The organism is Tranquillimonas alkanivorans (assembly GCF_900115595.1).
Classification (GTDB): Bacteria; Pseudomonadota; Alphaproteobacteria; order Rhodobacterales; family Rhodobacteraceae; genus Tranquillimonas; species Tranquillimonas alkanivorans.
The window spans coordinates 1-25,720 of sequence record NZ_FOXA01000010.1 but is presented as its reverse complement, the minus strand read 5'-3'; the positions used below and the strand labels follow the sequence as shown (position 1 = coordinate 25,720).

The following is a 25,720-nucleotide window of genomic DNA, read 5'->3' as shown; positions in this document are numbered from 1 at the left end:
CTCAGCCCCCGATGGTCGCCACTGTCCGCAGCGAGGCTTTCCTGTGGATCTCGTTGTGCGAGATCACCTGCGTCATCGGGCTGACCCGTTCGAGCATCGAGCGGACGAAGCTGCGCACGTCCGGGCTGACCATCAGCGCGGGCCACTGGTCTTTCTGGGCGAACTTCTGGATCTCCTGCCGCGCCTGCAACACGAACTCCTGCACCCGCTGGGGCGACATCAGAAAGTTGCGGTCGTCCCCGTTCACCCGCACCGCCTCGGCGAATTCGCGCTCCCATGCGGGGGACATGACGATGACCGAGACGAAGCCGGACTCGTCGGTCAGGCCATGGCAAATCTGGTTGGCCAGCCGCCGGCGCACGTGCTCGGTGATGGTGGTGACGTTGCTGGTCGAGCGGCCGACCTCGGCGATGGCCTCGACGATCAGGGGCAGGTTACGGATCGACACCCGCTCGGTCAGGAGCGTCTGAAGGACGTGCTGAACCAGGATTGCGGGCGAGGACGTGGAAAGGTCGGACACCAGTTTCTGATAGTCGCGGTCCAGCCCGTCGATCAGTTCGCGCGTCGCGCCATAGGTCAGAAGCTCTGGCATGTGCTCCTTGATGACCTCGGTCAGGTGGGTGGTGATCACGCTCTCGGGGTCGACGACGGTGCAGCCCATCCGCTCGGCCTCGGCCGCGTGCGCGGCATCGACCCACACCGCGTCGAGCCCGAAGGCCGGCTCTTTCGTGCGCTCGCCGGGCAGCGAGATCGGCGCCTCGGCCGGGTTGATGACCATCATGCCGGTGGGCCGGATGTCGCCGCGCACGACCTCCACTCCCTGGACCGAGATGGCGTAGGTGTTCACCGGCAGCGTCGGCTCGTCCTTGATCCGGACCGAGGGCAGGACGAAACCGTACTCGCGCGCGAAGAGGTTGCGCAGGCTGCGGATCTTGCCGGGCAGGGCGGCGTCGGGATTGCTCATCAGCGGGACCAGCGCATCGCCCATCTCGAGCCGCAGGTCGTCGACCTTCATGGTCTTCTGCACGCTGTCGTCCTCGGTCGCCTCGCCCGCCCGTTCGGCGGCGGTTCTGGCGCGGTCGGCCTCGGCCTCGGCCTGCGCGGCGTGGCGCTGCATCGCCCAACCGAGTCCGCTGAGCATGGCGGCGAGCACGGCGAAGACGAGGAAGGGAAAGCCGGGCAGAAGCCCGATGCCCAGAAGCAGCGCGGCGGCCATGTAGAGCGCCTTGGGAAACCGGCCAAGCTGGCTCAGCACCGCCTCGTTCGCCGCGCCCTCGGTTCCGCCCTTCGTGACGATGAGGCCGGCGGCCATCGACACGATCAGCGCCGGAATCTGGCTGACCAGTCCGTCGCCGATGGTCAGGACAGTGTAGTTGTTCGCCGCTGCGCCGACGCTCAGCCCGTGTTGCACGACCCCGATCAGGATGCCGCCGACCACGTTGATCAGGGTGATGATGATGCCGGCCACCGCGTCGCCGCGCACGAACTTCGAGGCGCCGTCCATGGCGCCGAAGAAGCCGCTTTCGTCCTCAAGCTCCTTCCGGCGGCGGCGGGCCTCCTCTTCGTCGATCAGGCCCGCGCCCAGGTCGGCGTCGATGGCCATCTGCTTGCCCGGCATCGCGTCGAGCGAGAAGCGGGCCGAGACCTCGGCGATGCGGGTCGAGCCCTTGGTGATCACTACGAAGTTGATGACCACGAGGATCGCGAAGATCACGATCCCGATCACGAAGTTTCCCGCGACGATGAAGCGAGAGAAGCCCTCGATCACGTCGCCCGCCGCGTTGGTGCCGGTGTGCCCCTCGCTGAGGATCAGGCGGGTCGAGGCGACGTTCAGCGACAGCCGCAACAGCGTGACGACCAGCAGGAGGGTGGGGAATGAGTTGAACTGCAGCGGGTTCGGGATCCACAGCGCCACCATCAGGATCAGCACGCTGACCGACAGCGACACCGCCAGGGCGAAGTCCAGCAGCATCGGCGGCAGCGGCACGAACAGCATCGCCAGTACCAGCGTCACGCCGATGGCGAAGCCGACATCCCGGTTGGCCAGGCCGAGCGACAGAAGGTCGGTGCCCGCGGGCCGGCTGCGGCGCGTGGTGCTCATTGTTTGCGCTCCTGCGGAGGCGGCGCGCGCAGGAACGCGGGCAGGACCGGTTGCAGGTCCGTGCTGGAGTAGATGGATCGCCGCGCGCCTTCGCCCCCGCTCAGCCCGGACGCCCAGATCGCCCCGGTGCTCGGCTGCGCCCGGTCGGGCGCGGGCGTGTCCGTTTGCGCGCGGGCGGCCTGCGCGCGGAAGCTCGCGATCCGGTCGTTGGCGACCGCGATGTTGCGGTCGAGCGAGGCGAGGTAGATGCCCCGCTTCTCGGGCGTGAACGAATGATAGGCTCCGGCCGCGTCGCGCCAGTCGCCGGTGCGCGCGTGCAGGCGCTTGAGGAAGCGCGCCGCGTACTCGGCGTTGCGCGCCGGGTCGAAGGCGGCGTTCAGGTCCGCGAACGCCTTTGGGTGCCAGCGCAGGTTGATCTGAAGGCAGCCGACGTCGATCGACTCCATCCCGTCCCGCTGCCGCTCGCGCACCCAGGCCATGGCGTCTTCGCGCGTGTCGAAGATGCGTCCTTCGCCCGCCGCGTTCGCGGCCCATGGCCAGACGGTCAGTCGCCCGCCCCGCGCCATGCCGGCTTCCTGGAGGCCGATCCCCAGAAGCAGGTTCTCGGGAATGCCGTGCCGCTCCTGCGCGGCGAGGATCTCCTTCACGCACGCCGCATCCTCGGTCACCGCCGCGGCGGAGGGTCGCGCGGCGGCGTAGAACCCGCTCCAGCCCGCCGGGGCGGGAGAGGCGGCAAGCAGCGCCGCCGCGAGGCAGGGAAGCAAGCGGCGCAAAGTCACAGCCCGCCGCTCACGATCAGGTCGAACACCTTGTCGGACAGGCCCTTCAGCGTGGCGTACATGAAGGGCAGGGCGGCCAGGAGGCCCAGGAAGATGGCGGCGATCTTCGGCACGAAGGTCAGCGTCATCTCCTGAATTTGCGTCAGAGCCTGGAAGAACGCGATCGCCAGCCCGACGCCGAGCGCCAGCGCCAGGATCGGGCCGGACCCGAGCAGGACCACCACGATGGCGTCCGAGAGGATGGCGTAGGTATCGGTCTGGTTCATGCGCCCTCACGCGCCGTCCGCGCGATATCAGATCGGCATGCGGAGGACTTCCTTGTACGCCTCGACGAACTTGTCGCGCATCGAGACGGCGACCTTGACCGTCGCTTCCAGCGCCACGGTCGCTTCCACGACGCTCTGGGTGTCGAGCTGGCCGGTCATGCCGGCCTGCGCCGCGACGTCGGCCTCGCGCACCGTGCGCACGGCATCGGCCGAGGCGGACTTCAGCGCCTCGGCGAAGCTCGTCGCCTCGCTCTCGCCGGCCTGCGTGGCGCGGTCTGCCGGGCCGCCGGTCAGCGACTGTGAACTACGATAGGCGCCGCGGACGAGGCCCGAGGAAATAAGCGTGCTGTCGGCCATCCTTCAGCCCCTACTTAAGAAGGTCGATCATCTGGCTGCGCATCTTCCGCCCGGCCTCGAACATGTTCATGTTCGCCTCGTAGCTGCGGGCGGCCTCGCGCATGTTGCTCATCTCGAGGATGGTGTTCACGTTCGACACCTTGACGAACCCTTCCTCGTTCGCGGCCGGGTGCGCGGGGTCGTACTCCAGTGCGAATTCCGATGTGTCGCGCCCGATCTCGCCGATCGTGACCATCGACGTGCCGGTGACGCGGTCCATCACCTCTTCGAACGAGATCGTCTTGCGGCGGTACGGATCGGCGCCGGGCGTGGTGCCCCGGGACTCGGCGTTCGCCACGTTCTCCGACACGACCTTGAGCCGCTCGCCTTGCGCGAACATGCCGCTGGCGGCGACGGATAGAATGGATCTCAGGTTGTCCATGTCCGAGTCTCCTCAGGTGTCAGCGATTGCTCGAGGCGGCCAGCGACAGAAGCTCATAGCCCTTGCGATAAAGCTGCGCCGCGAGTCGGTAGTTTTCGGCCACCTCGTTGGCGCGGATCGTCTGCTGTTCCAGCACGACAGTGTTTCCGTCGGGGCTCTGCTCCCACGCGGTTCGGTCCTCGTCGACGCGCACGCCGGTGCCGTCAAGGCTGCCGGCGCGGTGCGCCTCGTGCGTGCGGGCGAGTCCGGTGCCCGCGCGCGAGCCTTCGACCATCTCCTGGAACGAGCCGACGTCGCGCGCCTTGTAGCCGGGCGTGTCGGCGTTCGCGACGTTCTGCGAAATCACCTTCTGGCGTTCACTCAGCCAGCTCATCCGGTCCGAGGCCATCCGGAAGAAGGACATCGTGTCGAGCTTCATCGTGTGTCTTCCCCTTCGCTCTAATCATGTTTAGCATTATTTATACTTGATGACCACCGGATATATCCCATGAATACGGCGTTCTCGGAGCTTTCTACATTTGCTCGTTCCCTGGGCGGAGCAAGGATAGCCGGGCGCGTGAGCGAGGTTCTGGGCCTGAACCTGACCGTCGCGGGGCTTGAACGCGGGCTGGGCATTGGCGAGCGCTGCATCGTCCAAGGGCGCGGCGGGCCGGTGATGGGCGAGGTCGTGGGCATCGATGCGCGCGGCACGCACGTCCTGCCGTTCGGGACATGGCGGCACGTCGTCGCCGGCGACCGCGTCGAGGCGTGCGCCGGCGGCGAGACCGTGCGCCCGGATGCAAGCTGGGTCGGGCGCGTGGTGGACGCGCTGGGCCGTCCGCTGGATCGTCTGGGCCCCCTGCACGAGGGGACCGAGCCACGGCCGGTGCGCGCCGCGCCGCCGCCCGCCTTCGACCGGCGGCGGGTCGGCGCACGGCTGGATACCGGGATCAAGACCTTCGACGTGTTCACACCGCTTTGCCGCGGGCAGCGCATGGGCGTGTTCGCCGGCTCGGGCGTCGGCAAGACCAGCCTGATGGCGATGCTCGCGCGCAGTGCCGAGGCCGACGTCATCGTGATCGGGCTGGTGGGCGAGCGCGGGCGCGAGGTTCAGGATTTCATCCAGCAGGACCTGGGCCCCGAGGGGATGCGCCGGGCGGTCCTGGTGGTTTCGACCGGGGACGAGCCGCCGCTGATGCGCCGGCAGGCGGCGTGGACGGCGATGGCCGTGGCCGAGCACTTCCGCGACGCGGGGCAGCAGGTGCTGCTCCTGCTCGACAGCGTCACCCGCTTCGCCATGGCGCAGCGCGAAATCGGCCTGTCGGGCGGCGAGCCTCCCACCGCCAAGGGTTATCCACCCACGGTCTTCGCCGAGCTGCCGCAACTGCTGGAACGGGCGGGGCCGGGCGCGGACGGGGCGGGCGACATCACCGGCATCTTCACCGTCCTCGTCGAGGGCGGCGACATGGACGAGCCGGTGGCCGACAGCGTGCGCGGCATCATGGACGGCCACGTCGTTCTGGACCGGCGCATCGCCGAGCAGGGGCGCTATCCGGCCGTGAACCTTCAGGCCAGCATCTCGCGGATGCTGCCGGACTGCCACAACGAGGCCGAGTACGCCGTGCTGGACGCCGCGCGCCGGGCGCTGGGCAAGTACGCCGACATGGAAGAGCTGATCCGCATCGGGGCCTACCGCGACGGCAGCGATCCCGAAACCGACGCGGCCATCCGCTTCGCGCGTCCGGCCGGGCGGTTCCTGAGCCAGCGCAAGACCGAGACCCTGCCGGCCGCCGAGACCTTCGCCGAACTGGCGCGGCTGCTCGATGAGTCGGGCGTGACGCGGGCGGGCTGAGCGGCCTCAAGCCGCTGCGCGCAGCACCCTGAGCGCCGGGGCCAGCCGTTCGACCGGGCAGCGGTAGTAGCGCGCGATCTCGTCGTCGCTCAGCCCCAACTCCACCATGCACGCCAAAGCGCGGGCGGGATCTGGGCCCAGCACCTCGCGCAGAGGGGCCAGATCGGCGCCGGCTCCCTGCGGCATGGGTCGCCAGGCGCGGCCGGGGCCGGAAACGGCACCGGCGGGCGAGGTCGTGCGTGCGGTGCGGTGCGGTTCGAAATCCAGCAAATCAAATTCCTCCCTATGCGCGCACTCATCCCGCGAGGGCGCCTGTGCTGCATTGACACAAATCAATCTCAATCGTGTGACACCTGCTATTGTCGGCCATGGCCCGTAACGGCCAAGGGGGAATTTCGACATGAACATCAAGACCATCGCGGTAAGCCTGGTGACGGCGCAGGAGGCCGAGTGGCTCATGCCGTTGGCTTGCGACCTGGCGCGGGCGCATGGCGCGCATCTGACGGCGGTGCATCCGGCCGAACCCTATGTCCCGTATGTCGGCGTGGGAGAGGGCGTGGCCGCGCTTCCGGCGCCGGGCTTCCTGGACTGGCAGGAGGAAGAGACACAGGCGATCCGTGCCATCTTCGACCGCCATGCCGGGGCCGAGGACTTCCCGAGTGAGTGGCGGGCGCAGGACGTGAGCGTGCAGGGATCGGACGCCTACCTCGTCGATAGTGTTCGAGCCGCGGACATCGTGGTGACGGCACTGACCGAACCCGAGACGCGTCGCTCGGAACAGCACCGCCTGCAGGAGCACCTGATCCGCAACAGCGGCCGCCCGGTGCTGGCGTTGCCCAAGGGGGCGGACGTCTCTACACTGGGGGAACGCATCGCCATCGGCTGGAGCCGCACGCGCGAGGCGGCGCGCGCGGCGCACGACGCGCTGGCCTTCGCCGCGCCCGGCGCGCGGATCGACGTGGTGCATATCGGGCGCGACGGGGACGTGATGGAGGAGGGGACTCGCGACGACCTCGCCGCCGCCATCGACCGGCACGGCTTCCGGACCGAGGTGATCGAGCGGGACGCCGGAGTGGGCGAGACGGGAGAGGCGCTGCTGCGCGTGGCTTTCGAGACCGGCGCGACGCTCGTCGCCACAGGCGCCTTCGGCCACTCCCGCGCCTACGACTTCGTCATCGGGGCAGTGACGCGCTACCTGCTCGACAACGCCAAGGTGCCGGTGTTGCTGTCGAAGTGAGCGCGGCCGCGGGGGTACGCGCGGCGCGCCCGGTGCGGGCGCGCCTTGTCCTTAGGCCCAGTCCATCACCACCTTGCCGGCGCGGCCCTCGCGGATCGCGGCGAAGCCGTCCTCGTAATCCTCTGCCCGGATGCGGTGGGTTATAAGCGGCGAGAGGTCGAGGCCGGACTCGACGAAGGCGATCATCTTGTACCAGGTCTCGAACATCTCGCGGCCGTAGATGCCCTTGAGGTGGAGCATCTTGAAGATGACCTTGTTCCAGTCGATCTCGAACGCCGCGGGCGCGATGCCCAGGATCGCGATCTTTCCGCCGTTGTTCATCTTGTCGATCATGTCGCGGAACGCCGTGGCCGCGCCCGACATCTCGAGCCCGATGTCGAAGCCCTCCTTCATGCCGATCAGCGCCATCACGTCGCCCAAGTCTTCCTTCGAGGCGTCCACCACGTGCTCGAGCCCCATCTTCCGCGCCAGCTCGAGCCGGACGGGAGAGATGTCGGTGATCACCACCTTGCGCGCGCCCGCCCGTTTGGCGACGACCGCGCCCATGATCCCGATGGGGCCGGCCCCCGTCACCAGCACGTCCTCACCCACGCAGTCGAAGCTCAGCGCCGTGTGCACGGCGTTGCCGAACGGGTCGAAGATCGCCGCGATCTCGTCGGGCACGGTGTCGGGGATCGGCACCACGTTCGCCTCGGGGATGCACAGGTATTCGGCGAAGGCGCCGGGCCGCTGCACGCCGACGCCCACGGTGTTGCGGCACAGATGCCCGCGCCCCGCGCGGCAGTTGCGGCAGACGCCGCAGACGATGTGCCCCTCGCCCGAAACGCGCTGTCCGACGTGATACTGCGTCACCGCGCTGCCCAGCTCGGCGATCTCGCCGCAGAACTCGTGGCCCACGACCATCGGCACGGGCACCGTCTTGGACGCGAAGTCGTCCCAGTTGTAGATGTGCACGTCGGTGCCGCAGATGGCGGACTTGGTCACGCGGATCAGCACGTCGTTCGGCCCCGGCTCGGGCACCGGCACGCGCTCCATCCACAGGCCCGGCTCGGGCCTGGGCTTCACCAGCGCCTTCATCTGGTTGCTGCTCATTCGATCACCTTCAGTTCGCGGCCGACACTGGCGAACGCCTCGATGGCCCGCGTGATATCCTCGTCCGTGTGCGCCGCCGACATCTGCGTGCGGATGCGCGCCTGTCCCCGGGGGACGACGGGGAAGGAGAAGCCGGTGACGTAGATGCCTTCGTCCAGCAGTTTCGCTGCGAAGTCGCCGGTCAGGCGCGCGTCGCCCAGCATCACCGGGATGATCGGGTGACCTTCGCCCGCCAGCTTGAACCCGAGCGCCGTCATCTCGCGCCGGAACCGCTCCGAGTTGCGCACCAGCCGTCCGCGCAGCTCGCCCGAGGTCTCCACGAGGTCCAGCGCCGTCTGCGTCGCCGCCGCGATCACCGGGGCCAGCGTGTTCGAGAACAGGTAGGGCCGCGAGCGTTGGCGCAGCATCTCGACGATCTCGCGCCGCGCGGCGGTATAGCCGCCCGACGCCCCGCCAAGCGCCTTGCCCAGCGTGCCGGTCAGGATGTCCACGCGCCCCTCGACGCCGCACAGCTCGGGCGTGCCGCGCCCGTGCTCGCCGACGAAGCCCACCGCGTGGCTGTCGTCCACCATCACCGTCGCGTCATACTTCTCGGCCAGCTCGCAGATGGCGGGCAGGTTCGCGATCGCCCCGTCCATCGAGAACACGCCGTCGGTGGCGATCAGGCGGTGGCGCGCGTCGGACGCCTCCTTCAGCCGCTCTTCCAGTTTGCCCATGTCGTTGTTGGCGTAGCGATAGCGCTTCGCCTTGCACAGCCGCACCCCGTCGATGATCGAGGCGTGGTTCAGCGCGTCCGAGATGATCGCGTCCTCGGGGCCCAGGATCGTCTCGAACAGGCCGGTATTCGCGTCGAAGCACGAGGAATAGAGGATCGTGTCCTCCATCTTGAGGAAGCGGCTCAGCCGGTCCTCGAGCGCCTTGTGCACGTCCTGCGTGCCGCAGATGAACCGGACCGAGGCCATGCCGAAGCCGTAGCGGTCCAGCGCCTCTTTCCCCGCGCGGATCAGATCGGGGTGGTTGGCGAGCCCGAGATAGTTGTTGGCGCAGAAGTTCAGCACCTCGCCGCCCGGCTGGGCCGCGACATGGCCCGACTGCTGCGAGGTGATGATCCGCTCGCGCTTGGTCAGCCCTTCGCTCTCGATCTGGTCGAGCTCCTGCCGGAGCCTTTGGATCAGGCTGTCGCTCATCTCGTTTCCTTTCACCCGTCGCGCTGTTGCATCTCACATAAGCGCCTTCGGGCGGGAACGGAACGGCGTGCGGTTGCGGCGACGTGATCGAGCGGCCGGACCCTTGCCCCGTCGCGACGCGTTCCGGTTGGGCGAGACCAAGGGAGCCTGCCATGCCGTCCGACCGCCCGCTCGATCAACGCGTCGCCATCGTCACCGGAGCGAGTTCCGGCATAGGGTCCGCCTGCGCCGTGGCGCTGGGCGCGGCCGGGGCGCGGGTGGTCGTGAACTATCACGGCAGCGAGGACGGCGCGCAGGACACCGTGGCCGAGGTCGAGGCGCGAGGCGGGGAGGCTTTCGAGCACAAGGCGGATGTCAGCGACGAGGTACAGGTCGACGCGATGTTCGCCGAGGCGGTCCGCCGTTACGAACGGGTCGACATCCTGGTGAACAACGCCGGCATCCAGAAGGACGCATCAGTGCTCGACATGGAGGTGTCGGACTGGGACGCGGTGATGAACATCGACCTGCGCGGCAGCTTCCTCTGCGCCCGCGCCGCCGCCCGCCACTTCTGCGGGCGCGAGACGCATTGGACAGGCGCGGCGGGCAACATCATCTTCATGACCTCGGTGCACGAGCGCATCCCGTGGGCGGGCCACGCGAACTACGCCGCCGCCAAGGCCGGGACGGCCATGCTCATGAAGTCATGCGCACAGGAGTTCGGACACGAGCGCATCCGCGTGAACGCCGTCGCCCCCGGCGCGATCAAGACCGCCATCAACCAGGAGGTCTGGGAGAGCGAGGAGGGCCGGCGCGACATGCTGTCCAAGATCCCCTACGGCCGGATCGGGGAGCCCGAGGACGTGGCGAAGGCCGTGGTCTGGCTGGCAAGCGATGACAGCGACTACGTCCACGGCCACACGCTGATCATCGACGGCGGCATGACTCTGCATCCGCATTTCCGCGAAGGGGGCTGACCTCAGCCCACGTGGCTGTAGCCGAAGGCGAAGATCAGCCCGTAGAGCCCCTGCGCCAGCACCGTCGAGACCGGCGTGGCGCGGCCGTAGTTCAGCCCGAAGGCCCCCGGCGGTTCAAGCCGCCGCAGGGCGGACGGGCCGTCGTATTCGTTGGCAATGCGCGGATGCACGTAGGGCAGAAGCGGAAAGAACACGACCACCAGGAAGATCCCGTGGCCGAGGCCGGCCAGCAGCCCGACCCACCAGACCCGCCAGAGCGCGTCGAGCAAGAGCGCGTAGAGGGACGCGAAGAGCCACCCGCCCATCAGGTAGAGGACGTAGCCCAGGATCATCGCCCGCCGCCGGCTGCCGGTAACGTAGGTGCCGAACAGGAAGGGGAAGCTCAGGCGGCTGAATCCCATAACCTGCGCCCCTTCGAGAACGGTCGCCATGACGGCCGTCGAGACGAGTCCCCAGAAGACGACCGCCACCCAGTCCTGCAGCATCGCTTCGAGCATCAGGCGGCCTCCTTGCCCGCGCGTTCGGCGGCGTCGATGGCCAGCGCCGCGTTGATGACGCCGCAATGTGTCAGGGCCTGCGGGAAGTTTCCGAGCGCGTCGCCAGTCTCGGGGTCCACCTCCTCGGCGAAGAGGCCGAGGTCGTTGCCGCAGCCAAGAAGCGCCTCGAAACGCGCCCGCGCCTCGTCCACCCGGCCGCACTGCGCCAGGTATTCGGCCGCCCAGAAGCCGCAGATGCCGAACGCGCCTTCCTGCGACGCCCAAGGGTCGCTGCCGTGCTCGTAACGGCGCAGCAGGGGACCGTGGCCGAGCGCTTTGTCGATCTGCTCGAACGTGGACTTCATGCGCGGGTCGCAGGCATCGATGATCTTCAGGCGCGGCATCTCGAGTACGCTGGCGTCCAGGAAGTCCCAGCCGAAGGCGCCGGTGAAGGCCTGCCGCTCGTCGCTCCACGCCTCGCGAAGGATCGTCTCTTTCAGCAGGTGCGCCTCTGTCCGGAAGCGCTCGGCGGGCGCGTCGATCAGCCCTTCTTCGTCCAGTCGCAGCAGGCAGTCGAGTCCGGCCCAGCACATGACCTTGGAATAGGTCGTGTGGCGGCGCGGGCCGCGAAATTCCCAGATGCCGTCGTCGGGCTCGCGCCAGATTTCGCAGATGCGCTCGCCGAAGCCGATGAGAGCGCGCTTGTCGCTCGGCTCCAGCGGACCGCCGCCCTTCTCGACGTAGCCGTGCACCGCGACCACGACCGAACCGTAGACGTCGAGTTGAAGCTGCTCGGCGGCCGAGTTGCCGCGGCGGACAGGGCCCGAGCGGCGGTATCCTTCGAACTGCGGAAGGATGTGCTCGGTCAGCTTGGTGCCGCCGTAAAGACCGTAAAGCAGGCCGAGCTGCGGGCGGGTGAGTTGCGTGGCGTGCAGCAGCCAGTTGAAGAAGGCGTCCGCCTCGGCGGTCAGGCCCAGCCCGAGGAACGAGCGCAGCAGGAAATACGCGTCGCGCAGCCAGCAATACCGGTAGTCCCAGTTGCGCGCCCCGCCCATCGACTCGGGCAGGGACGAGGTCGGCGCGGCAACGACTGCGCCCGATTGGCTGAAGGTCATCAGGCGCAGCGCGAGCGCGCTGCGGTGGACGACGTCGGCGTAGGGGCCGTCATAGGCGATGCGGCTGCTCCAGCCTTCCCACCAGTCCAGCGTCCGGTCGCGCTTGTGCTCGCTTTCGGTGCGCAGGCGCGGGATGACGCCGATATCGCGGCAGGTGAACGAGAACGAGACATAGGCCGTTTCCCCCGCTGCGAGCCGCGTCCGCCCTTCGAGCCTGCCGCCGACCGTCTGTTCCACGTGAAGGTCCGTGCGCAGCAGGTGGAAGCTCGCGCCCCATTCAAAGGTCCAACCGATGCGGCCGCGCCGGCGCAGGCGGGGCGTCCCGCTCGCATAGCCCGGTCGCGGGGCGAAGATCAGTTCGACCTCGACCTCGCCGTCTTCGACTTCGAGCATGCGGACGATCTGGCGCTCGGGCTCGATCTCGCGCTGGGCGCCCTCGATCATGGGCATGAAGTCCGTCAGCTTGAGTGTGCCGGTCCGCGTCCGGAAGCGAGTTTCGAGCACAGGCGTGCCGTCGATGTAACGCCGCTGCACCTCGGCCTCCTCCACCGGGCCGACACGCAGCCGGCCGCCGTTGAAGCGGTCGAGCACCGCGGCGAAGACGGAGGGGCTGTCAAAGTCGGGCAGGCAGCACCAGTCGATCGAGCCTTGCTTCGACACCAGCGCGGCGGTGCGCGTGTCGCCGATCAGGGCGTAGTCGTTGATCGGCGGATAGCCTTGCTCGGTGCCTGGTTGGGCGGGCGCGGTCCCCTTCATGCCGCCCCTCCCGTGCGTCGCATCCAGAGGTGGTCGGGCCGAACAGAATGCGGCACGCGATCCCGAGCGGCACGGGACGCTGATGGCACGGTGTCGGGCAACATGTTCAGATCCCAGCCCCTTTCAGTCCGCCGGCGCGCGGCCCCTCGGACCGCGCGTACGAAAGATCAACCTGTGTCGTGCGGCGCAGGTTCCTGATCCGGGGGTCAGTCGCAGGAGCCTTCGGTCTCGGTGGCGAGGTTGACGGGGCAGCGGGCGAGGGCGTCGAGGTAGGCGCGGGTCCACCAGCGAATGTCCTGCTCCTGTACGCCGCGCATCAGCTCGCGGTAACGCGCCTTGCGCTCGTCCAGCGGCATCCGCAGCGCCTGCGAGATCGCCTCGCCGACCTCGTCCACGTCGTAGGGATTCACGATCAACGCATCCGGCATCTGCTCGGCCGCGCCCGCGAAGTTCGACAGGACCAGCACGCCCGGATCCTCCGGGTCCTGTGAGGCCACGTACTCCTTCGCCACCAGGTTCATGCCGTCTGCCAGCGACGTCACCAGCCCCACGTCGGCGCGGCGGTAGAGGGCGGCCAGCAATTCCCGCTCTACCGGCTTGTGGATATAGCGGACCGGCGTCCAGTCGATCTCGGAGTACTCGCCGTTTATCTTGCCGGTGAGCAACTCCATTTCGTCCCGGATCTCGCGGTAGGCCAACACCTTCTCGCGCGAGGGCGGGGCGATCTGCAGAAGCGTCGCGCGCGGCTCGTCCGGTTCACGGTGCTGAAGCCACGACTCCATGGCCTTCAGCCGGTTCACCAGCCCCTTCGAGTAATCCAGCCGGTCGACGCCGATGATCAGACGTTCGCCGTCGCCCAGCCGCAGCGTCGCGTCCGCCCGGCGGGCATCCGCGGCCTGAAGCATCACGTCCACGTCGATGCCGATGGGAAAGCTGCGTACCTGGGTCGTGCGGCTGCCGTACTTGGCCGATCCGTCCAGCAGCAGCTCGGCCTTCGGGTGACCGCGGAAGAATTCCAGGCACACGGCCACGTCGCGCTGAGTTTGCAGGCCGATCAGGTCGTAGCTCGAGATCCAGTCGATGAAGGTTTCATGGTGGGGCAGGGCAGGCAGGTCGGACCCGTTCGGAAAGGGGATATGCAGGAAATAGCCGACCCGGTTCTTCACGCCGAGCTCGCGCAGGAAGCAGGCGAGGGGGAAGAAGTGGTAGTCGTGCACCCAGACCCGGTCCTCCGGTTCCAGTATCTCGGCCAGCATGTGGGCCAGCCGACGGTTCACCCGCTCGTACCCGTCGGCGTAGCGCGACTCGAAGTCGATCAGGTCGGTGCGCCGGTGGCAGAGCGGCCAGAGCACCGAGTTCGAGAAGCCGAGGTAATATTCCTCCTGGTCCTTCGCCGTCAGTTCGAAGGTCAGCTTCTCGTAGCCCGGCGCTTCGTGGCGGGTGAACTTCTCGCTCGCAGTGTCGGCGTCCGTCTCCTGCGCGCCGATCCAGATGCCGCCGCGGTCAGTCAGCGCCTCGTGCAGCGCCACCACCAGGCCGCCCGATCCGGGGCCCTCTAGCGGGATGCGGTTCGATATGACGATCAGTCGACCTGCCATCACTTGCCTCCCGTCCAGTCGGCCAGCAGGGCGACGACGTCGGCCGGCGTGGCCAGCCGGTGCGGCGCGCAGCTCTTGCCCTCGCCGATCTTCACGGCGGTGCCGCCCTGTTCCAGCACCCATTCCATCGCCGCCTCGTCGGTGTGGTCGTCGCCGAAATAGGCGGGCGTGCGCCCGGCGAAGGGGGCGTCCCCGGCCAGCCGGGCTACCGCGCCGCGCTTGCTCACGTCCGCCGGGCGCAGCTCGCACGCCATCTTGGCGGGGCTCGGGACCAGCCCCTCGATACCGCGCGCGATCGTCTTGACCGCCGCGCGCACCTCGTCCTCGCGCTCCGGCGCGCGGCGGTAGTGCAGCACGACGCCCGCAGGCTTCTCCTCGACCAGAAGCCGGTCATCGCCTTCGGCGAAGGCATGGGCCCGCGCCGTAGCTTCGGCCACGGCGTCCGAGCCGGCCAGCGGATGCGACTCCAGTTCCCCATCGGCGAACCACTCGGCCCCGTGGCTGCCTACGATGGTGCCGTCGAAGCCGTGAAGAAACTTGCGCACGTCAGACACCGTGCGGCCCGAGATAATCGCGGTCGCGCCCCCCGTCGCCGCGGCCAGCGCGGCAAGCACGTCGTGTACGTGTGCTGGCACTGTAACGCCGTCCGGCGTCTCCACGATGTCCACCAGCGTGCCGTCGAAATCGAGAAAAAGCGCCGTCCGGTCGGGCGGCGGGAGCACCGGATCGGCTGTCTTCGCGAATGGCGGAGCGGCTGGGTTTGACACGGTCGTCCTTTCGGAAATTCCAGGAGCCGCGCACCGGTCTGCCCGGGCGGCTTTGCTAACGTAATCCGGCGGGTCGGGTGCAGGTTCCGTGGATGCGGCAGACGGCGCATTGATCCTGATCATGTGCGGAACCCGGGGCTTTAGGAAACTGTTTGTTGTCATGTTGCGGACGCCGGCCGATTCCGCGCCCGCGACGCCGCCCTGCACCCCACACTGGCCGGGCGGCACCAGGGAGGAAAAACCGAATGTACCCGCAGTTTTACGAGATGATGGGCTTCCAGCACCCTGGCGGGGTGTGCTTTGAAGGCTGCCCGCCCGCGCCGAATCTCTCGACGACGGCGCTTCTGATCGATTTCGACGGCACGCTGATCGACATGGCCGAAACGCCCGATCAGACCTTCGTGCCGAAGGAGGTGCCCGAGACGATGTCCCGCCTGGCGGAGGCCGCGGGAGGAGCGGTGGCCGTGATCACGGGCCGCAGCGTCGACGAGGTGCGCCGCCTGCTGCCCGGCTATACGGGTGCCATCGTGGGGGGGCACGGTGCCGAGGTTCTAGTCGGCACCGACCACTGGGTGCATCCGTTGGCGGGGTCGGAAACGGTCGCGAAGATGACGCAGATCGCGCACGCGCTTACCGCATTGGACCCGCGCCTGATCGTCGAGCCGAAGCCCGCCGGGGTCGCCGTGCACTGCCTGCGGGTGCCCGAGATGCACAGCCGCATCTGCAAGTTCATGGACGCAATTCGACAGCAGTTCCCCGAGTTCGACGTCTGCTGCGGCCGCCGTGCCGTCGAACTGCGGCCACGCGACGTGAATCGGGCCGACGCCGTGATCCGGCTGCTGGACCGCACACCGTTCAAGGGCCGGCGCCCCGTCTATTTCGGCGACGACCAGCTCGACGAGCGGGCAATGGAATACGTTGTCGGCACAGGCGGGTTCGCAATCAAGGTCGGCGACGCCGAAAGCTATGCCAGCCACCGGTTGCGCGGTTCGAAGGAGGTGCGCGATTGTCTTGAAGTCTGGAGCACGCCGCGCCGGAGCGCGGCGTGACGCCTACTGCGCCTCGCGCCACTCCAGCAGCAGGAGAGACCGTGGCGCGAGCGTGATCTCGCGCCTACGCTCAGTGCGTCGGCTGCGGGCGTTGGCGAAGCCGGCATCGGTATCGATCAGCTTGCGCCAGCCCTCTTCGCCCGCGGGCGGGAGCGCGAAGTCTCCCGGCTCATGGCCCGCATTCATCAGGATCAGCAGCTCGGTGCCACTCTCGCACAGGCTCAGCCCGAATATGAGGCGGCCGGGGTCTTCCCAATCCTCTGCTTCCATCGGCCGCCCCTCCGGGTTGAGCCACGCGACGTGACGACCGGTCAGCGGGTCCGGATCGGCGTGCAGGAAGCTGGACGCTTGAAGCAACTCCCGCGTGCGCCGCACGTCGATGACACCGCGCACGAAGCTTTCGAACTCGGCGTCGCGGGCGTCGGTCTGCCAGCCCAGCCAGTTCATCTCGTTGTCCTGGCAGTAGGAGTTGTTGTTGCCGCCCTGGCTGCGTCCGCGTTCGTCGCCCATCAGAAGCATGGGCGTGCCCTGGCTCAGCAGGAGCGTCGCGATGATGTTGCGGCGCTGCCGGTCGCGCAAGGCGATGATCTCCGGATCGTCGGTCTCGCCTTCCTCGCCGCAGTTCCAGCTCAGGTTGTGCGAGTGGCCATCACGGTTGTCCTCGCCGTTTTCCTCGTTGTGCTTGTCGTTGTAGGTCACCAGGTCCATCAGCGTGAAACCGTCGTGGGCCGTGGCGAAGTTGATGCTGGACCATGGACGCCGGCCCTTCTGACCGAACAGGTGCGCCGAGCCCAGAAGCCCGCCGGCAAGTTCGCGGCCGGTCCCCTGGTCGCCCTTCCAGAAGGCGCGCAGCGTGTCGCGGTACTGGTCGTTCCATTCGGCCCAGCCGGGCGGGAAGTTGCCCACCTGGTAACCATCGGGCCCGGTGTCCCAGGGTTCGGCGATAAGTTTCACGCGTGACAAAACCGGGTCCTGCCGCACGGCTTCGAGGAAGACGGCGTGCGAGGAGTAATCCTCGCGGTCCCGACCCAGCGTCGTGGCAAGGTCGAAGCGGAAGCCGTCGACGTGGCAGTCCTCGACCCAGTATCTCAGGGAATCCATCACCATCTGCAGCACGCGGCTGTTGCGCAGGTTGAGGGAATTGCCGCAGCCGGTGGTGTCGAAGTAGTACCGCGGGTCGTCGCCGAGGGTGTAGTAGCTGGCGTTGTCGATGCCCCGGAACGACAGCGTCGGGCCCATGTGGTTGCCCTCGGCGGTGTGGTTGTAGACCACGTCCATGATGACCTCGATCCCCGCCTCGTGCAGGCGGCGGACCATCAGCTTGAACTCGTTGATGCTGCCGTCCGGTGTCAGGAAGTGCGGGGCGGGTGCGAAGAAGCCAAGCGTGTTGTAGCCCCAGTAGTTGCTGAGCCCGCGCTCGATCAGGTGCCGGTCGTCGAAATAGGCCTGCACCGGCAGAAGCTCGATGGACGTGACGCCGAGCTTGACGAGGTGGTCGATCACGCGTTCGTCGGCCAGCCCCTCGAAGGTGCCACGATGCACTTCCTCGACGTCCGGGTGACGAGCGGTCATGCCCTTCACGTGCGCCTCGTAGATGATCGAGCGTGACCACGGGATGTCGGGGCGGATGTCCTCGCCCCAGGTGTGGGCCGGGTCCACGACGACGCATTTCGGCATGACGAACGCGCTGTCGCGCCGGTCGAAGCTCAGGTCCTCGCGCTTGTGCCCGATCTTGTAGCCGAAGACGGCGTCGTGCCAGCGCAGGTTGCCGCGCAGGGCCAGCGCGTAAGGATCCAAAAGCAGCTTGTTAGGGTTGAAGCGGTGCCCTTCTTCCGGGGCGTAGGGACCGTGGACGCGATAGCCGTACAGCTGCCCCGGACGTACGCCGGGCAGGTAGCCGTGCCAGACTTCGTGGGTGAACTCCGGCAACTCGATCCGCTCGATCTCGCGCCGGCCGCGAGCGTCGAACAGGCACAGCTCGACCTTCTCGGCATGAGCCGAGAACAGCGCGAAATTGGTGCCCGAGCCATCCCAATGGGCGCCGAGCGGGACGTCGAAGCCCGCCTCGACGCGCGATGTCGTTCGGCTCATGGGCGGTGCGCCTCCGTTTGCGGGCGGCTCATTGGCTCACCCCGCTGTCGTCGAGAAGCGCAAGCAGGCCTTCGAGCGGGATGTCCACCCAGGCCGGGCGCATCGACATCTCGTAATCGACCTCGTACGCGGCCTTCTGGATAAGGAAGAGGTCGAGCAGCGCGCGCTCGAACGCCTCGTCCGACGGATGGAGCGAGGCCGCGTCCATCTGTTCGCGGTAGGCGGACAGAAACTCGCCCTGCGTCGCGGCCCGCCAGCTGCTGACCAGCTCGGAGGTCTTGGCGGGGTCGCCGCCCTTCTCGATCCGGCGGCGCATGGCCGACCAGAGCGCATAGTCGAAGGAGCGCAGCATACCGGCCACGTCGCGCATCGGCGGGCTCTTGGCCCGGCGCTCCTCGAGCGAGCGGGATGGCTCGCCCTCGAAGTCGATGATCAGGACGTCGTTCTGCACCACGAGCACCTGGCCCAGGTGATAGTCGCCGTGGATGCGGCACTGCTGGCCCGACGGCCCCATGCTCTTGAGGGATTCCAGCCGCCCTGCGAGCGCGTCGCGGTGCTGCAGCACGCGCTGCGCCGTCTCCCGAGCCTCTTCGGGCAGCGCGTCGGTGTGGCTGGCCAGCCGTTCCATCGTGCGGGCGAACTCGGCGCGGACGGTATCGACCAGCGTCGCCACGTCCTCGGCGTCGATCGGCTCGGCCGAGAAGGCGCTGTCGGGCTTCCCGCTGGCGAGCGCAAGGTGCAGTTCGGCGGTACGGCGGCCCAGCAGGCGGCCGAGGTCGAGCGAACCGCCCATGACCGGCGACTCCGCCGGCGCACCTGGCTCGGTCTCGAGCGTGTCGAGGTCGCGCGTCTCCATCTCGCGGTCGAGCGCCTCGGTCACGTAGGTCCAGGCGTCGCCCTGGTTGGCGACGAATTTCGACGCCGCGGCGAGCGTGGTGACCGTCCCGTCGTTACCGACCCACTCAATCGTCCCGAGAAGGGGCGGACTGGCAGTGAACTCGGTCTCGGCCGTCAGGAAACGCGCGATCTCGATATCCGGCTGCGTGCCTTCCTGGAGACGGCGATAAAGCTTGAGGATGATGTCCTGGCCGAACGCGATCGAGGCATTGGATTGCTCGGCCGACAGGAGCCGGGCGTCGCCCTCCTCCTGGATCTCGTCCAGCCTGTCGGTCTTGCGAAACTCGATGCGGCCCTTGTCGCTTTCGAGCGTTTCCTCACCACGCAGGGCGTCGAGCAGGGCGTGCCCCATCGCTTCGTCCGCGGCACCGTCGAGCAGCGCGCCGACGCGGTTCGTGCGACGCAGCTTGGCCAGCGTTGCTGGCAGGCGCGGCGACAGGGTCAGCGCCGTCTCGTCCCAGTGGGCCGAGAGCGGTAGAAAGTAGCGCTGAGTCTCGCCCTCGACGTTGGCGTCGACGACCGAGATCATGTGCTTGCCGTTCGCAAGCTCGGCCAGTGGCGTCACGCTCACGCTGTTCAGCTTGCGACCCTTGCCGCCGAACCAGCGCTGGAGAGGCAGGAACTTCGGCAGCGTCTCGCGCTGGAAATCCTGTCCGGCGCGGCCGGCCAGCGCGGTGGAAATCTTGCCGTCACGGGTGGTCAGGGTCAGGAAGTCTGGCATGACGGGTGTCGCCGGCGTGTGCCACGACGGCGCCTCTTCTTCCTCGGCCAGCAGGAACCAGTAAAAGCCATAGGCCGGCAGGGTGACGAGGTAGGGCAGAAGACCGATGGGCGGGAAGGCGACCTGTCCCGTCAGCTCGATCGGCACGCGGCCTTCGAACTGCGACAGGTCGATCTCGACCGCCTGCGCCGAACGGGCGAGGTTCGCCACGCATAGCACGGCCTCGTTTTCAGACCGGCGGATATAGGCCAGCACCTTGCGGTTCAACGGATAGAGAAGCTCGATGTCGCCGCGGCCGAAGACCTGGTGGCGCTGGCGCACGCCGACCATCCGCTTCATCCAGTTGAGCAGCGACGAGGGGCTGGAATGCTGCGCCTCGACGTTCACGGCTTCATAACCGTAGACCGGGTCCTGGATCGTGGGCAGGAAAAGCTGCTGCGGCACGGCGCGCGAAAAGCCGGCGTTGCGGTCGGCGCTCCACTGCATGGGCGTGCGGACACCGTCGCGGTCACCAAGGTAATAGTTGTCGCCCATCCCGATCTCGTCGCCGTAGTACAGGATCGGCGTGCCCGGCATGGTGAACAGCATCGAGTTCAGAAGCTCGATCTTGCGCCGGTCATTCTGCATCAGCGGCGCAAGCCGGCGGCGGATGCCCATGTTGATGCGCGCGCGCTTGTCGGCGGCGTAGGTCTCCCACAGGTAATCCCGCTCGCGGTCCGTCACCATCTCGAGCGTCAGCTCGTCGTGGTTGCGCAGGAAGATGCCCCACTGGCAGTCCTCGGGGATGTCCGGGGTCTGGCGGATGATGTCGGTGATGGCGTGGCGGTCTTCCTGCGCGACGGCCATGTACATCCGCGGCATCAGGGGGAAGTGGAACCCCATGTGGCACTCGTCGCCCTCGCCGAAATAGGGGCGAGTGTCCTCGGGCCACTGGTTCGCCTCGGCCAGCAGCATCTTGCCTTCGTAGTGCGCGTCGAGGTCGGCGCGTATCTTCTTGAGCACCTGGTGTGTCTCGGGGAGGTTCTCGTTGTTGGTGCCGTCCCGCTCGACGAGGTAGGGGATCGCGTCGAGCCGCAGACCGTCGACGCCCATGTCCAGCCAGAAGTGCATTACGTCGAGCACTTCCTTCAGCACTTCGGGGTTGTCAAAGTTCAGGTCGGGCTGGTGGCTGTAGAAGCGGTGCCAGAAGTATTGTTCGGCCACCGGGTCCCACGTCCAGTTCGACGTCTCGGTGTCGTTGAAGATGATCCGGGTCTCAGGCCACTTCGTCGGGTCGTCGGACCAGACATAGAAGTCACGCTCGGGGCTGTCCTTCGGGGCGTTGCGCGCGCGCTGGAACCACGGGTGCTGGTCCGAGGTGTGGTTGATGACGAGCTCGGTGATCACCCGCAGGCCGCGGCGGTGCGCCTCGTCCACGAAGGCCTGGAAATCCTCCATCGTGCCGTAGGAGGAGTTGATCTCCTTGTACTCGGCGATGTCGTAGCCGTCGTCACGCAGGGGCGAGGGATAGAACGGCAAAAGCCACACGGCGGTCGCGCCGAGTTCCTGCACGTGGTCGAGGCGCTGCATCAGGCCCTTGAAGTCGCCGATCCCGTCGCCGTTGCTGTCCTGGAACGCCTTTACGTGTAGCTGGTAGATGACCGCGTCCTTGTACCAATCCGCGACCATGCCCTCGACGGCGGGTTTCAGGTCTGCCTTCGCGTCCATCATTGCGCACCTCCCTGCGGGATCAGTTTCCAGATCGCGTAGGGGCGGTCGTGAGGGTCAAGGTACAAGGTGTGGTCTTTCCCGTTCCAGGTGAAGAAATTGCCGTGAATGAGGTCCTGCACCTCGACCGCGCCGTTGTCGGGCAGGCCGAAGTGCCACAGCGGCACCTCGAAGCCGAACTCGGCCGGGTGGTGCGGGTCGAGCAGGACATGGAACAGCACGAAGCTGCCCGAGGTGTCGTCCATCTTGCCGTAGAACAGCACCCGGTCGTCGTGCGCCGGATAGAAGTGCAGGTTGGTGAAGTGCCGCATCGCCGTCTCTTCCTTGCGGATGCGGTTCATCAGCGCGATGTCGCCCTTGATGTTGCCTTCGGCGTCCCAGTCGCGATCCTTGATCTCGTACTTCTCCGAGTGGAGGTACTCCTCGCGGCCGGGCAGCGGTTCGCTCTCGCAGAACTCGTAGCCGGAATAGACGCCGAAGCTGCCGGCGAGCGACGAGGCCAGCACCAGCCGCGTGCGAAAGCCGGATCGGCCCGAGGTCTGCAGGAAGACCGGGTTGATGTCGGGCGTGTTGACGAAGAAGTTCGGCCGCATCGTGTGGCGGCATTCCTCGGTCGTCAGCTCGGTCAGGTATTCGGTCAATTCTTCCTTGGTGTTGCGCCAGGTGAAGTAGGAATAGCTCTGGTTGAAGCCCAGCTTGGCGAGGCGCTTCATCACCTTCGGGCGCGTGAACGCCTCCGACAGGAAGATCGCCTCGGGGTACTCCTTGCGCACCTCGTCGATGATCCATTCCCAGAACGGGAAGGGCTTGGTGTGCGGGTTGTCGACCCGGAAGCACAGGACGCCGCGCTCCGCCCAAAACAGGAAGAGGTCGCGGATCATCTCCCAGAACTCGGCGTTCGGCTTGCCGTCGTCCATGTAGTAGCGGAAGTTGACGATGTCCTCGTACTTCTTGGGCGGGTTCTCGGCATACTTGATGGTTCCGTCGGGGCGCCGCTCGAACCAGTGCGGATGGGACTTCACCCACGGATGGTCGGGCGAGGCGTTGAGCGCGATGTCGAGCGCGATCTCCAGCCCGTGATCCGCGGCCGCCTTCACCAGCCGGTCGAAATCCTCGAGCGTGCCGAGGTCGGGGTGCACGTCGAACATGCCGCCTTCGTCCGAGCCGATGGCGTAAGGACTGCCTACGTCGCCATGTTCGGCCGTCAGACTGTTGTTCTTGCCCTTGCGGTTCGTCCTCCCGATGGGATGTATCGGCGGGAAGTAGAGAACGTCGAATCCCAGGTCCCGCACGTAGGGCAGGTGGTCGATCACGTCGTCGAACGTGCCATGCTCCCCGTGCGGTCCGAGCGATCGGGGAAACAGCTCGTACCAGGCACTGAAGGCCGCAAGTTCGCGGTCCACCCAAACCGGCAGCGCCCGATGCGTGGTGAGGTTGGCGCGCGGGCCTATGCGCTTCATCAACGCCGCCGTCTCCTCGGACATCAGGATCTGGCCGGGCTCGTCGCTTTCGTCCACCGTCCTGCGCAATTCCTTGAGCTTGAGCGCGTCGTCGCCCCGCGGCCGGATCTTGCGCAGGAGGACCTTCGCCTCCTCGATCTCCACGTCGATGGCTTGCGCGGCGGCGATCTTCTTCGCCGTGTCACGGCGCCATGTTCCGAACAGGTCGCGCCAGGCGACGATCGTGAAGGTATGCGCGCCGATCTCGTGGAAGCGCACCGTCGCGGCCCACCGGTCGTTCTCGACATGGTGCATCCGCGTCTCGTGGCCGTCCTTTTCGCCCGCCTTCCGGGTGATCACGGCGGCCCCGATGACCTCGTGCCCGTCGCTGAAGACGTCGGCGAGGATCTCGAACGGCGTGTCGACGACTGTCTTGGCCGCGAACCGCCCGCCGTCGATCTCGGGCTCGATGCCCTCGATGGCGAGCCTGCGTGTCGCGTGGTCGCGAATAGCCTTGGCGACGGATGCATCCATGAAAGCGTCCCCCTTCCGAACCGTGCTTCGTCTCGAGCGTCCGCGTGGCGCTGTGCGCGAAGTCCTCGGCGTTCCCCATTATCGGTCGCCAAGACAACGGCAGCGGCGCCGCGCCGGTTCCCGCACCCCGTCCCGCCACGGTCGAGACAGGTTCAGTCGGCTGTGCCGCTGCGTCAAGCCCGCCGGAGCAGGGGCCGGCTGCGATCAGCCGCTACGGCGGCGCCGCCGGCGGACCGCGTTCCGAAGCGCGCCCGTGGCGAGCACAACCGCGAGTCCGGTGGCACCCGCAGTAACCCAAGCCGAAGGCGGAACCCGTAGGACCGCCTGCTTGGCAATGTGTGTCGCCCGCGATTCCAACTGCGCCGGCGTCTCGGGGTCGGCCACGCGGGCCTTCGTCACCGTTTCTTCCAGTGAGTTCACCTCGCGCCGCGGGATCGGCTCCAGGGACCGCCCGTCTTCACGGCGCAGCGTCTCGACCGTGCGCAGAAGCGACCCGGTCTCGGACAGCGTCTGCCGGATCGTGGCGGTGTCGGTGTCCAGATGCTCGGCCAGCAGATCGTCGCGCGCATCCGAGATCGCCGCCCGCTGGTCGTCGCTGGCCGCCTCCACCGCGACGTCGCATTCCGTGTCGAAGCCCATCGACCGGTTGTTGATGTTGGACGAGCCGATGCGCATCAGTCGGTCGTCCACGACCAGCACCTTGGCGTGGACATAGATCGGCTCGCGCGCGGCGTTGACGGGGTGGTATATCGCGAAGCGCCGGTGTCGGTCGGCGCGTGTGATCTCGGTCAGGCGCAAGTCGCGTGAGGTGCCCATCGTGTGCTGCTCGAGCCAGCCGAAGGTAGAGAGCGGGTTCACCACGACCACCTCGGGCCCGCCGCGCTCGGACAGCCGGGCCCGCAATGCGTCGCAGATGCTCTGTGACGCGAAGTACTGGCTCTCGAGGTAAATGGTATCTCGAGCCGACCAGATCGCGGCGAGGGCGAGGTTCTCGACCTCGTTCACGCGCGGCTGGTCGCGGTAAGGCGGCATCGTCCGCGCGATGCCGACGTCGACGTCTTCCATCAGGGGCGCAATGCATGTCGGCCAGCGGTCGCGATAGTCGCTCGGCGCGGGAAGGTCAGAGCCGGTCGCCCGCTGCCATCGCCGACGGGCGATCCGGCCGAGGTCCCGGGCCGCATCGCCATCCATGACGGCGGTCAAGTCGTGCCAAGGCCCGGACTCGCGGCCATCCGGTTGACGCCGCCGAGTGTCGCCGGGAAGATGTCCGCGCGTGTCCCACCGGTCGGTGGTCATGTCGATGCCGCCGCAGAAGGCCAGCGAGTCGTCGATCACCGCGATCTTCTGGTGATGCGCCGCCGACCACGGGTGATTGCTGTCGAAGCGCAGCTTGATCCGCTCGGACGCTTCGACGTCGAGCGCGATCATGGGAATTACCTGCGTCCCGAGATTGTACAGCACCGACATGTCCCAGCGCAGCACGCGGATGCGCAGGTGCGGCTTGCGCCGCACGAGGTACTTGAGAAACGGCCCCAGCCGGGTCGGCCCCTCGACGTCGTCTCGCCCGGGGGCGAGGTCGATACGCAGGTCGAAATCCCAGCCGACAAGCAGGATGGTGTCGTCTGCGGCAAGCATCGCCTCGCGCGCGGCGGCGAAATACTCGGCCGCATCGACGATCATCGCGAAGCGGTTGGCACGTGGCGTGCCGCAACAGGTCCGGCCCGGCTCCAGCAGCCGGGCGTTGCGCGGCTCGGCCCGGTTTCGGTCATACGCGGTCACTGGGTCCTCCGTTTCACGGCTCGCCGAGGGAACGCGACGCGATTCCGCGCGGTTCCTGCGGCTGTTCTGGGCGTTGAGTCGCGGTGGGCGCGAGTGCCGCTGGGGCAGGGCGTCGACGAGGCGTGTGCGTCGCCGGAGCGCCTTGGCAGCCTCGCTCCGAAAGTTACTCGCGGGCTCCTGATTTTGCGGCCGGTGACGTGGCTCGTGCCAGATATTGGGTCACGATCTGTCGTTTCGCAAAAAGTTGGTGTTTTTCGCCAGAAAGCGCTTGCGGGGTGTGGGTGTGATCCGTAAATAGCCCCTCACCGGCGGCGCTGACGCGCTGGCGGGCGTCAGACGGGGCGGCGGCGCGGGAGCGGGCTGCAGACGAGGCGGACTTTCGGGAGATGGGGCAGGCGGGCGCGCCGGACGAGTTAGGGCGCAGTCGGTCGGTTTTGTCTCTTGTGCTCTTTGATATCGCTGGTGACTGAAGAGATATGCGGGCGGTTTGGTCCAATCGATGGATCGACGCTCTGTATATCGGCTTCCTAGGCTTCGGCCGATGATGGAAGTGTCAGCTTCACT

21 protein-coding genes are annotated in these 25,720 nt (G+C 67.5%); 4 read left to right on the top strand and 17 right to left on the bottom strand.

Going from position 1 to position 25,720, the window contains the following annotated elements:
• Position 1 precedes the first annotated feature (1 nt).
• From flhA to BM162_RS12770, 6 genes are read right to left on the bottom strand one after another with little or no spacing between them, the layout of a single operon-like run.
• Positions 2-2,101 carry a flagellar biosynthesis protein FlhA gene (flhA, locus tag BM162_RS12795; RefSeq protein WP_093422554.1) on the bottom strand — a complete coding sequence of 700 codons (2,100 nt, stop codon included), beginning with the start codon at positions 2,099-2,101 and terminating at the stop codon, positions 2-4.
• On the bottom strand, positions 2,098-2,880 hold the full coding sequence (locus BM162_RS12790; RefSeq protein WP_439332834.1) for a transglycosylase SLT domain-containing protein: 783 nt from the start codon (positions 2,878-2,880) through the stop codon (positions 2,098-2,100). Before BM162_RS12790 ends, flhA begins: the two co-directional genes overlap by 4 nt.
• Entirely contained in the window at positions 2,877-3,146 is a 270-nt protein-coding gene (locus BM162_RS12785; RefSeq protein ID WP_093422549.1) for a flagellar biosynthetic protein FliQ, read from the bottom strand. Before BM162_RS12785 ends, BM162_RS12790 begins: the two co-directional genes overlap by 4 nt.
• 27 nt (positions 3,147-3,173) lie before the next feature.
• Positions 3,174-3,503, bottom strand: a complete 330-nt coding sequence (gene fliE, locus BM162_RS12780; protein WP_093422546.1) for a flagellar hook-basal body complex protein FliE — start codon at positions 3,501-3,503, stop codon at positions 3,174-3,176.
• Between the two features lie 10 nt (positions 3,504-3,513).
• Positions 3,514-3,924, bottom strand: coding sequence for a flagellar basal body rod protein FlgC (flgC, locus tag BM162_RS12775; RefSeq protein ID WP_093422544.1), 411 nt, complete (start codon positions 3,922-3,924; stop codon positions 3,514-3,516).
• Between the two features lie 19 nt (positions 3,925-3,943).
• The gene (locus BM162_RS12770; protein WP_093422541.1) at positions 3,944-4,342 is read right to left on the bottom strand and encodes a flagellar basal body rod protein FlgB; all 399 of its coding nucleotides are present in this window, start codon (positions 4,340-4,342) and stop codon (positions 3,944-3,946) included.
• A 69-nt stretch (positions 4,343-4,411) separates the two neighbouring features.
• Here BM162_RS12770 and BM162_RS12765 point away from each other — a divergent pair, with 69 nt between their 5' ends.
• Positions 4,412-5,755, top strand: a complete 1,344-nt coding sequence (locus tag BM162_RS12765; RefSeq protein ID WP_093422539.1) for a FliI/YscN family ATPase — start codon at positions 4,412-4,414, stop codon at positions 5,753-5,755.
• A 6-nt stretch (positions 5,756-5,761) separates the two neighbouring features.
• Here the strand turns inward: BM162_RS12765 and BM162_RS12760 are convergent, their stop codons facing one another.
• A complete protein-coding gene (locus tag BM162_RS12760) occupies positions 5,762-6,025 on the bottom strand; it encodes a hypothetical protein (RefSeq protein WP_093422536.1) in 264 nt (87 codons plus the stop codon).
• A gap of 130 nt (positions 6,026-6,155) precedes the next feature.
• Between BM162_RS12760 and BM162_RS12755 the strand changes: the two genes are divergently transcribed.
• Entirely contained in the window at positions 6,156-6,992 is an 837-nt protein-coding gene (locus tag BM162_RS12755) for a universal stress protein (RefSeq protein WP_093422534.1), read from the top strand.
• A 51-nt stretch (positions 6,993-7,043) separates the two neighbouring features.
• On the opposite strand, the gene tdh is transcribed toward BM162_RS12755, so the two are convergent.
• Both tdh and BM162_RS12745 read right to left on the bottom strand, forming a co-directional pair.
• Positions 7,044-8,084, bottom strand: coding sequence for an L-threonine 3-dehydrogenase (gene tdh, locus BM162_RS12750; protein WP_093422531.1), 1,041 nt, complete (start codon positions 8,082-8,084; stop codon positions 7,044-7,046).
• Complete coding sequence (locus BM162_RS12745) at positions 8,081-9,271, bottom strand: glycine C-acetyltransferase (RefSeq protein ID WP_093422529.1); 1,191 nt, start codon at positions 9,269-9,271, stop codon at positions 8,081-8,083. The genes tdh and BM162_RS12745 overlap by 4 nt, the downstream gene beginning before the upstream one ends.
• A gap of 152 nt (positions 9,272-9,423) precedes the next feature.
• Between BM162_RS12745 and BM162_RS12740 the strand changes: the two genes are divergently transcribed.
• Entirely contained in the window at positions 9,424-10,227 is an 804-nt protein-coding gene (locus BM162_RS12740) for a glucose 1-dehydrogenase (RefSeq protein ID WP_093422526.1), read from the top strand.
• Positions 10,228-10,229: 2 nt separating this feature from the next.
• Here the strand turns inward: BM162_RS12740 and BM162_RS12735 are convergent, their stop codons facing one another.
• The 4 genes from BM162_RS12735 to otsB (BM162_RS12720) all read right to left on the bottom strand — a co-directional run bounded on the left by BM162_RS12735 (position 10,230) and on the right by otsB (BM162_RS12720) (position 14,894).
• A complete protein-coding gene (locus BM162_RS12735; RefSeq protein ID WP_093422524.1) occupies positions 10,230-10,724 on the bottom strand; it encodes a hypothetical protein in 495 nt (164 codons plus the stop codon).
• Positions 10,724-12,574 (bottom strand): glycoside hydrolase family 15 protein, encoded by a 1,851-nt coding sequence (locus BM162_RS12730; RefSeq protein ID WP_093422522.1) that lies wholly within the window; start codon positions 12,572-12,574, stop codon positions 10,724-10,726. The genes BM162_RS12735 and BM162_RS12730 overlap by 1 nt, the downstream gene beginning before the upstream one ends.
• 206 nt (positions 12,575-12,780) lie before the next feature.
• Positions 12,781-14,172 (bottom strand): alpha,alpha-trehalose-phosphate synthase (UDP-forming), encoded by a 1,392-nt coding sequence (locus BM162_RS12725; protein WP_093422520.1) that lies wholly within the window; start codon positions 14,170-14,172, stop codon positions 12,781-12,783.
• Positions 14,172-14,894, bottom strand: a complete 723-nt coding sequence (gene otsB, locus BM162_RS12720; RefSeq protein ID WP_245759260.1) for a trehalose-phosphatase — start codon at positions 14,892-14,894, stop codon at positions 14,172-14,174. Before otsB (BM162_RS12720) ends, BM162_RS12725 begins: the two co-directional genes overlap by 1 nt.
• Before the next feature lie 290 nt (positions 14,895-15,184).
• Between otsB (BM162_RS12720) and otsB (BM162_RS12715) the strand changes: the two genes are divergently transcribed.
• Positions 15,185-15,988, top strand: a complete 804-nt coding sequence (otsB, locus tag BM162_RS12715; protein WP_093422515.1) for a trehalose-phosphatase — start codon at positions 15,185-15,187, stop codon at positions 15,986-15,988.
• A 3-nt stretch (positions 15,989-15,991) separates the two neighbouring features.
• Here otsB (BM162_RS12715) and glgX read toward each other — a convergent pair whose 3' ends face one another.
• From glgX to BM162_RS12695, 4 genes are all read right to left on the bottom strand, one after another.
• Positions 15,992-18,079, bottom strand: coding sequence for a glycogen debranching protein GlgX (gene glgX, locus BM162_RS12710; protein WP_093422512.1), 2,088 nt, complete (start codon positions 18,077-18,079; stop codon positions 15,992-15,994).
• Positions 18,080-18,107: 28 nt separating this feature from the next.
• Positions 18,108-21,404: a maltose alpha-D-glucosyltransferase gene (gene treS / locus BM162_RS12705; protein ID WP_439332835.1), complete on the bottom strand. Its 3,297-nt coding sequence runs from the start codon at positions 21,402-21,404 to the stop codon at positions 18,108-18,110.
• The gene (locus BM162_RS12700) at positions 21,404-23,377 is read right to left on the bottom strand and encodes an alpha-1,4-glucan--maltose-1-phosphate maltosyltransferase (RefSeq protein ID WP_093422507.1); all 1,974 of its coding nucleotides are present in this window, start codon (positions 23,375-23,377) and stop codon (positions 21,404-21,406) included. The genes treS and BM162_RS12700 overlap by 1 nt, the downstream gene beginning before the upstream one ends.
• Positions 23,378-23,581: 204 nt before the next feature.
• Complete coding sequence (locus BM162_RS12695; RefSeq protein WP_218153094.1) at positions 23,582-25,156, bottom strand: phospholipase D-like domain-containing protein; 1,575 nt, start codon at positions 25,154-25,156, stop codon at positions 23,582-23,584.
• Positions 25,157-25,720 lie beyond the last annotated feature (564 nt).

Coding starts and splice junctions, on each gene's coding strand:
- glgX (WP_093422512.1), bottom strand. CDS start 18,079: ATGAGCCGAACGACATCGCGCGTCGAGGCGGGCTTCGACGTCCCGCTC.
- flgC (WP_093422544.1), bottom strand. CDS start 3,924: ATGGACAACCTGAGATCCATTCTATCCGTCGCCGCCAGCGGCATGTTC.
- fliE (WP_093422546.1), bottom strand. CDS start 3,503: ATGGCCGACAGCACGCTTATTTCCTCGGGCCTCGTCCGCGGCGCCTAT.
- BM162_RS12730 (WP_093422522.1), bottom strand. CDS start 12,574: ATGAAGGGGACCGCGCCCGCCCAACCAGGCACCGAGCAAGGCTATCCG.
- BM162_RS12740 (WP_093422526.1), top strand. CDS start 9,424: ATGCCGTCCGACCGCCCGCTCGATCAACGCGTCGCCATCGTCACCGGA.
- BM162_RS12770 (WP_093422541.1), bottom strand. CDS start 4,342: ATGAAGCTCGACACGATGTCCTTCTTCCGGATGGCCTCGGACCGGATG.
- BM162_RS12745 (WP_093422529.1), bottom strand. CDS start 9,271: ATGAGCGACAGCCTGATCCAAAGGCTCCGGCAGGAGCTCGACCAGATC.
- treS (WP_439332835.1), bottom strand. CDS start 21,404: ATGGACGCGAAGGCAGACCTGAAACCCGCCGTCGAGGGCATGGTCGCG.
- flhA (WP_093422554.1), bottom strand. CDS start 2,101: ATGAGCACCACGCGCCGCAGCCGGCCCGCGGGCACCGACCTTCTGTCG.
- BM162_RS12700 (WP_093422507.1), bottom strand. CDS start 23,377: ATGGATGCATCCGTCGCCAAGGCTATTCGCGACCACGCGACACGCAGG.
- otsB (WP_093422515.1), top strand. CDS start 15,185: ATGTACCCGCAGTTTTACGAGATGATGGGCTTCCAGCACCCTGGCGGG.
- BM162_RS12735 (WP_093422524.1), bottom strand. CDS start 10,724: ATGCTCGAAGCGATGCTGCAGGACTGGGTGGCGGTCGTCTTCTGGGGA.
- BM162_RS12725 (WP_093422520.1), bottom strand. CDS start 14,172: ATGGCAGGTCGACTGATCGTCATATCGAACCGCATCCCGCTAGAGGGC.
- tdh (WP_093422531.1), bottom strand. CDS start 8,084: ATGAGCAGCAACCAGATGAAGGCGCTGGTGAAGCCCAGGCCCGAGCCG.
- BM162_RS12785 (WP_093422549.1), bottom strand. CDS start 3,146: ATGAACCAGACCGATACCTACGCCATCCTCTCGGACGCCATCGTGGTG.
- BM162_RS12765 (WP_093422539.1), top strand. CDS start 4,412: ATGAATACGGCGTTCTCGGAGCTTTCTACATTTGCTCGTTCCCTGGGC.
- BM162_RS12755 (WP_093422534.1), top strand. CDS start 6,156: ATGAACATCAAGACCATCGCGGTAAGCCTGGTGACGGCGCAGGAGGCC.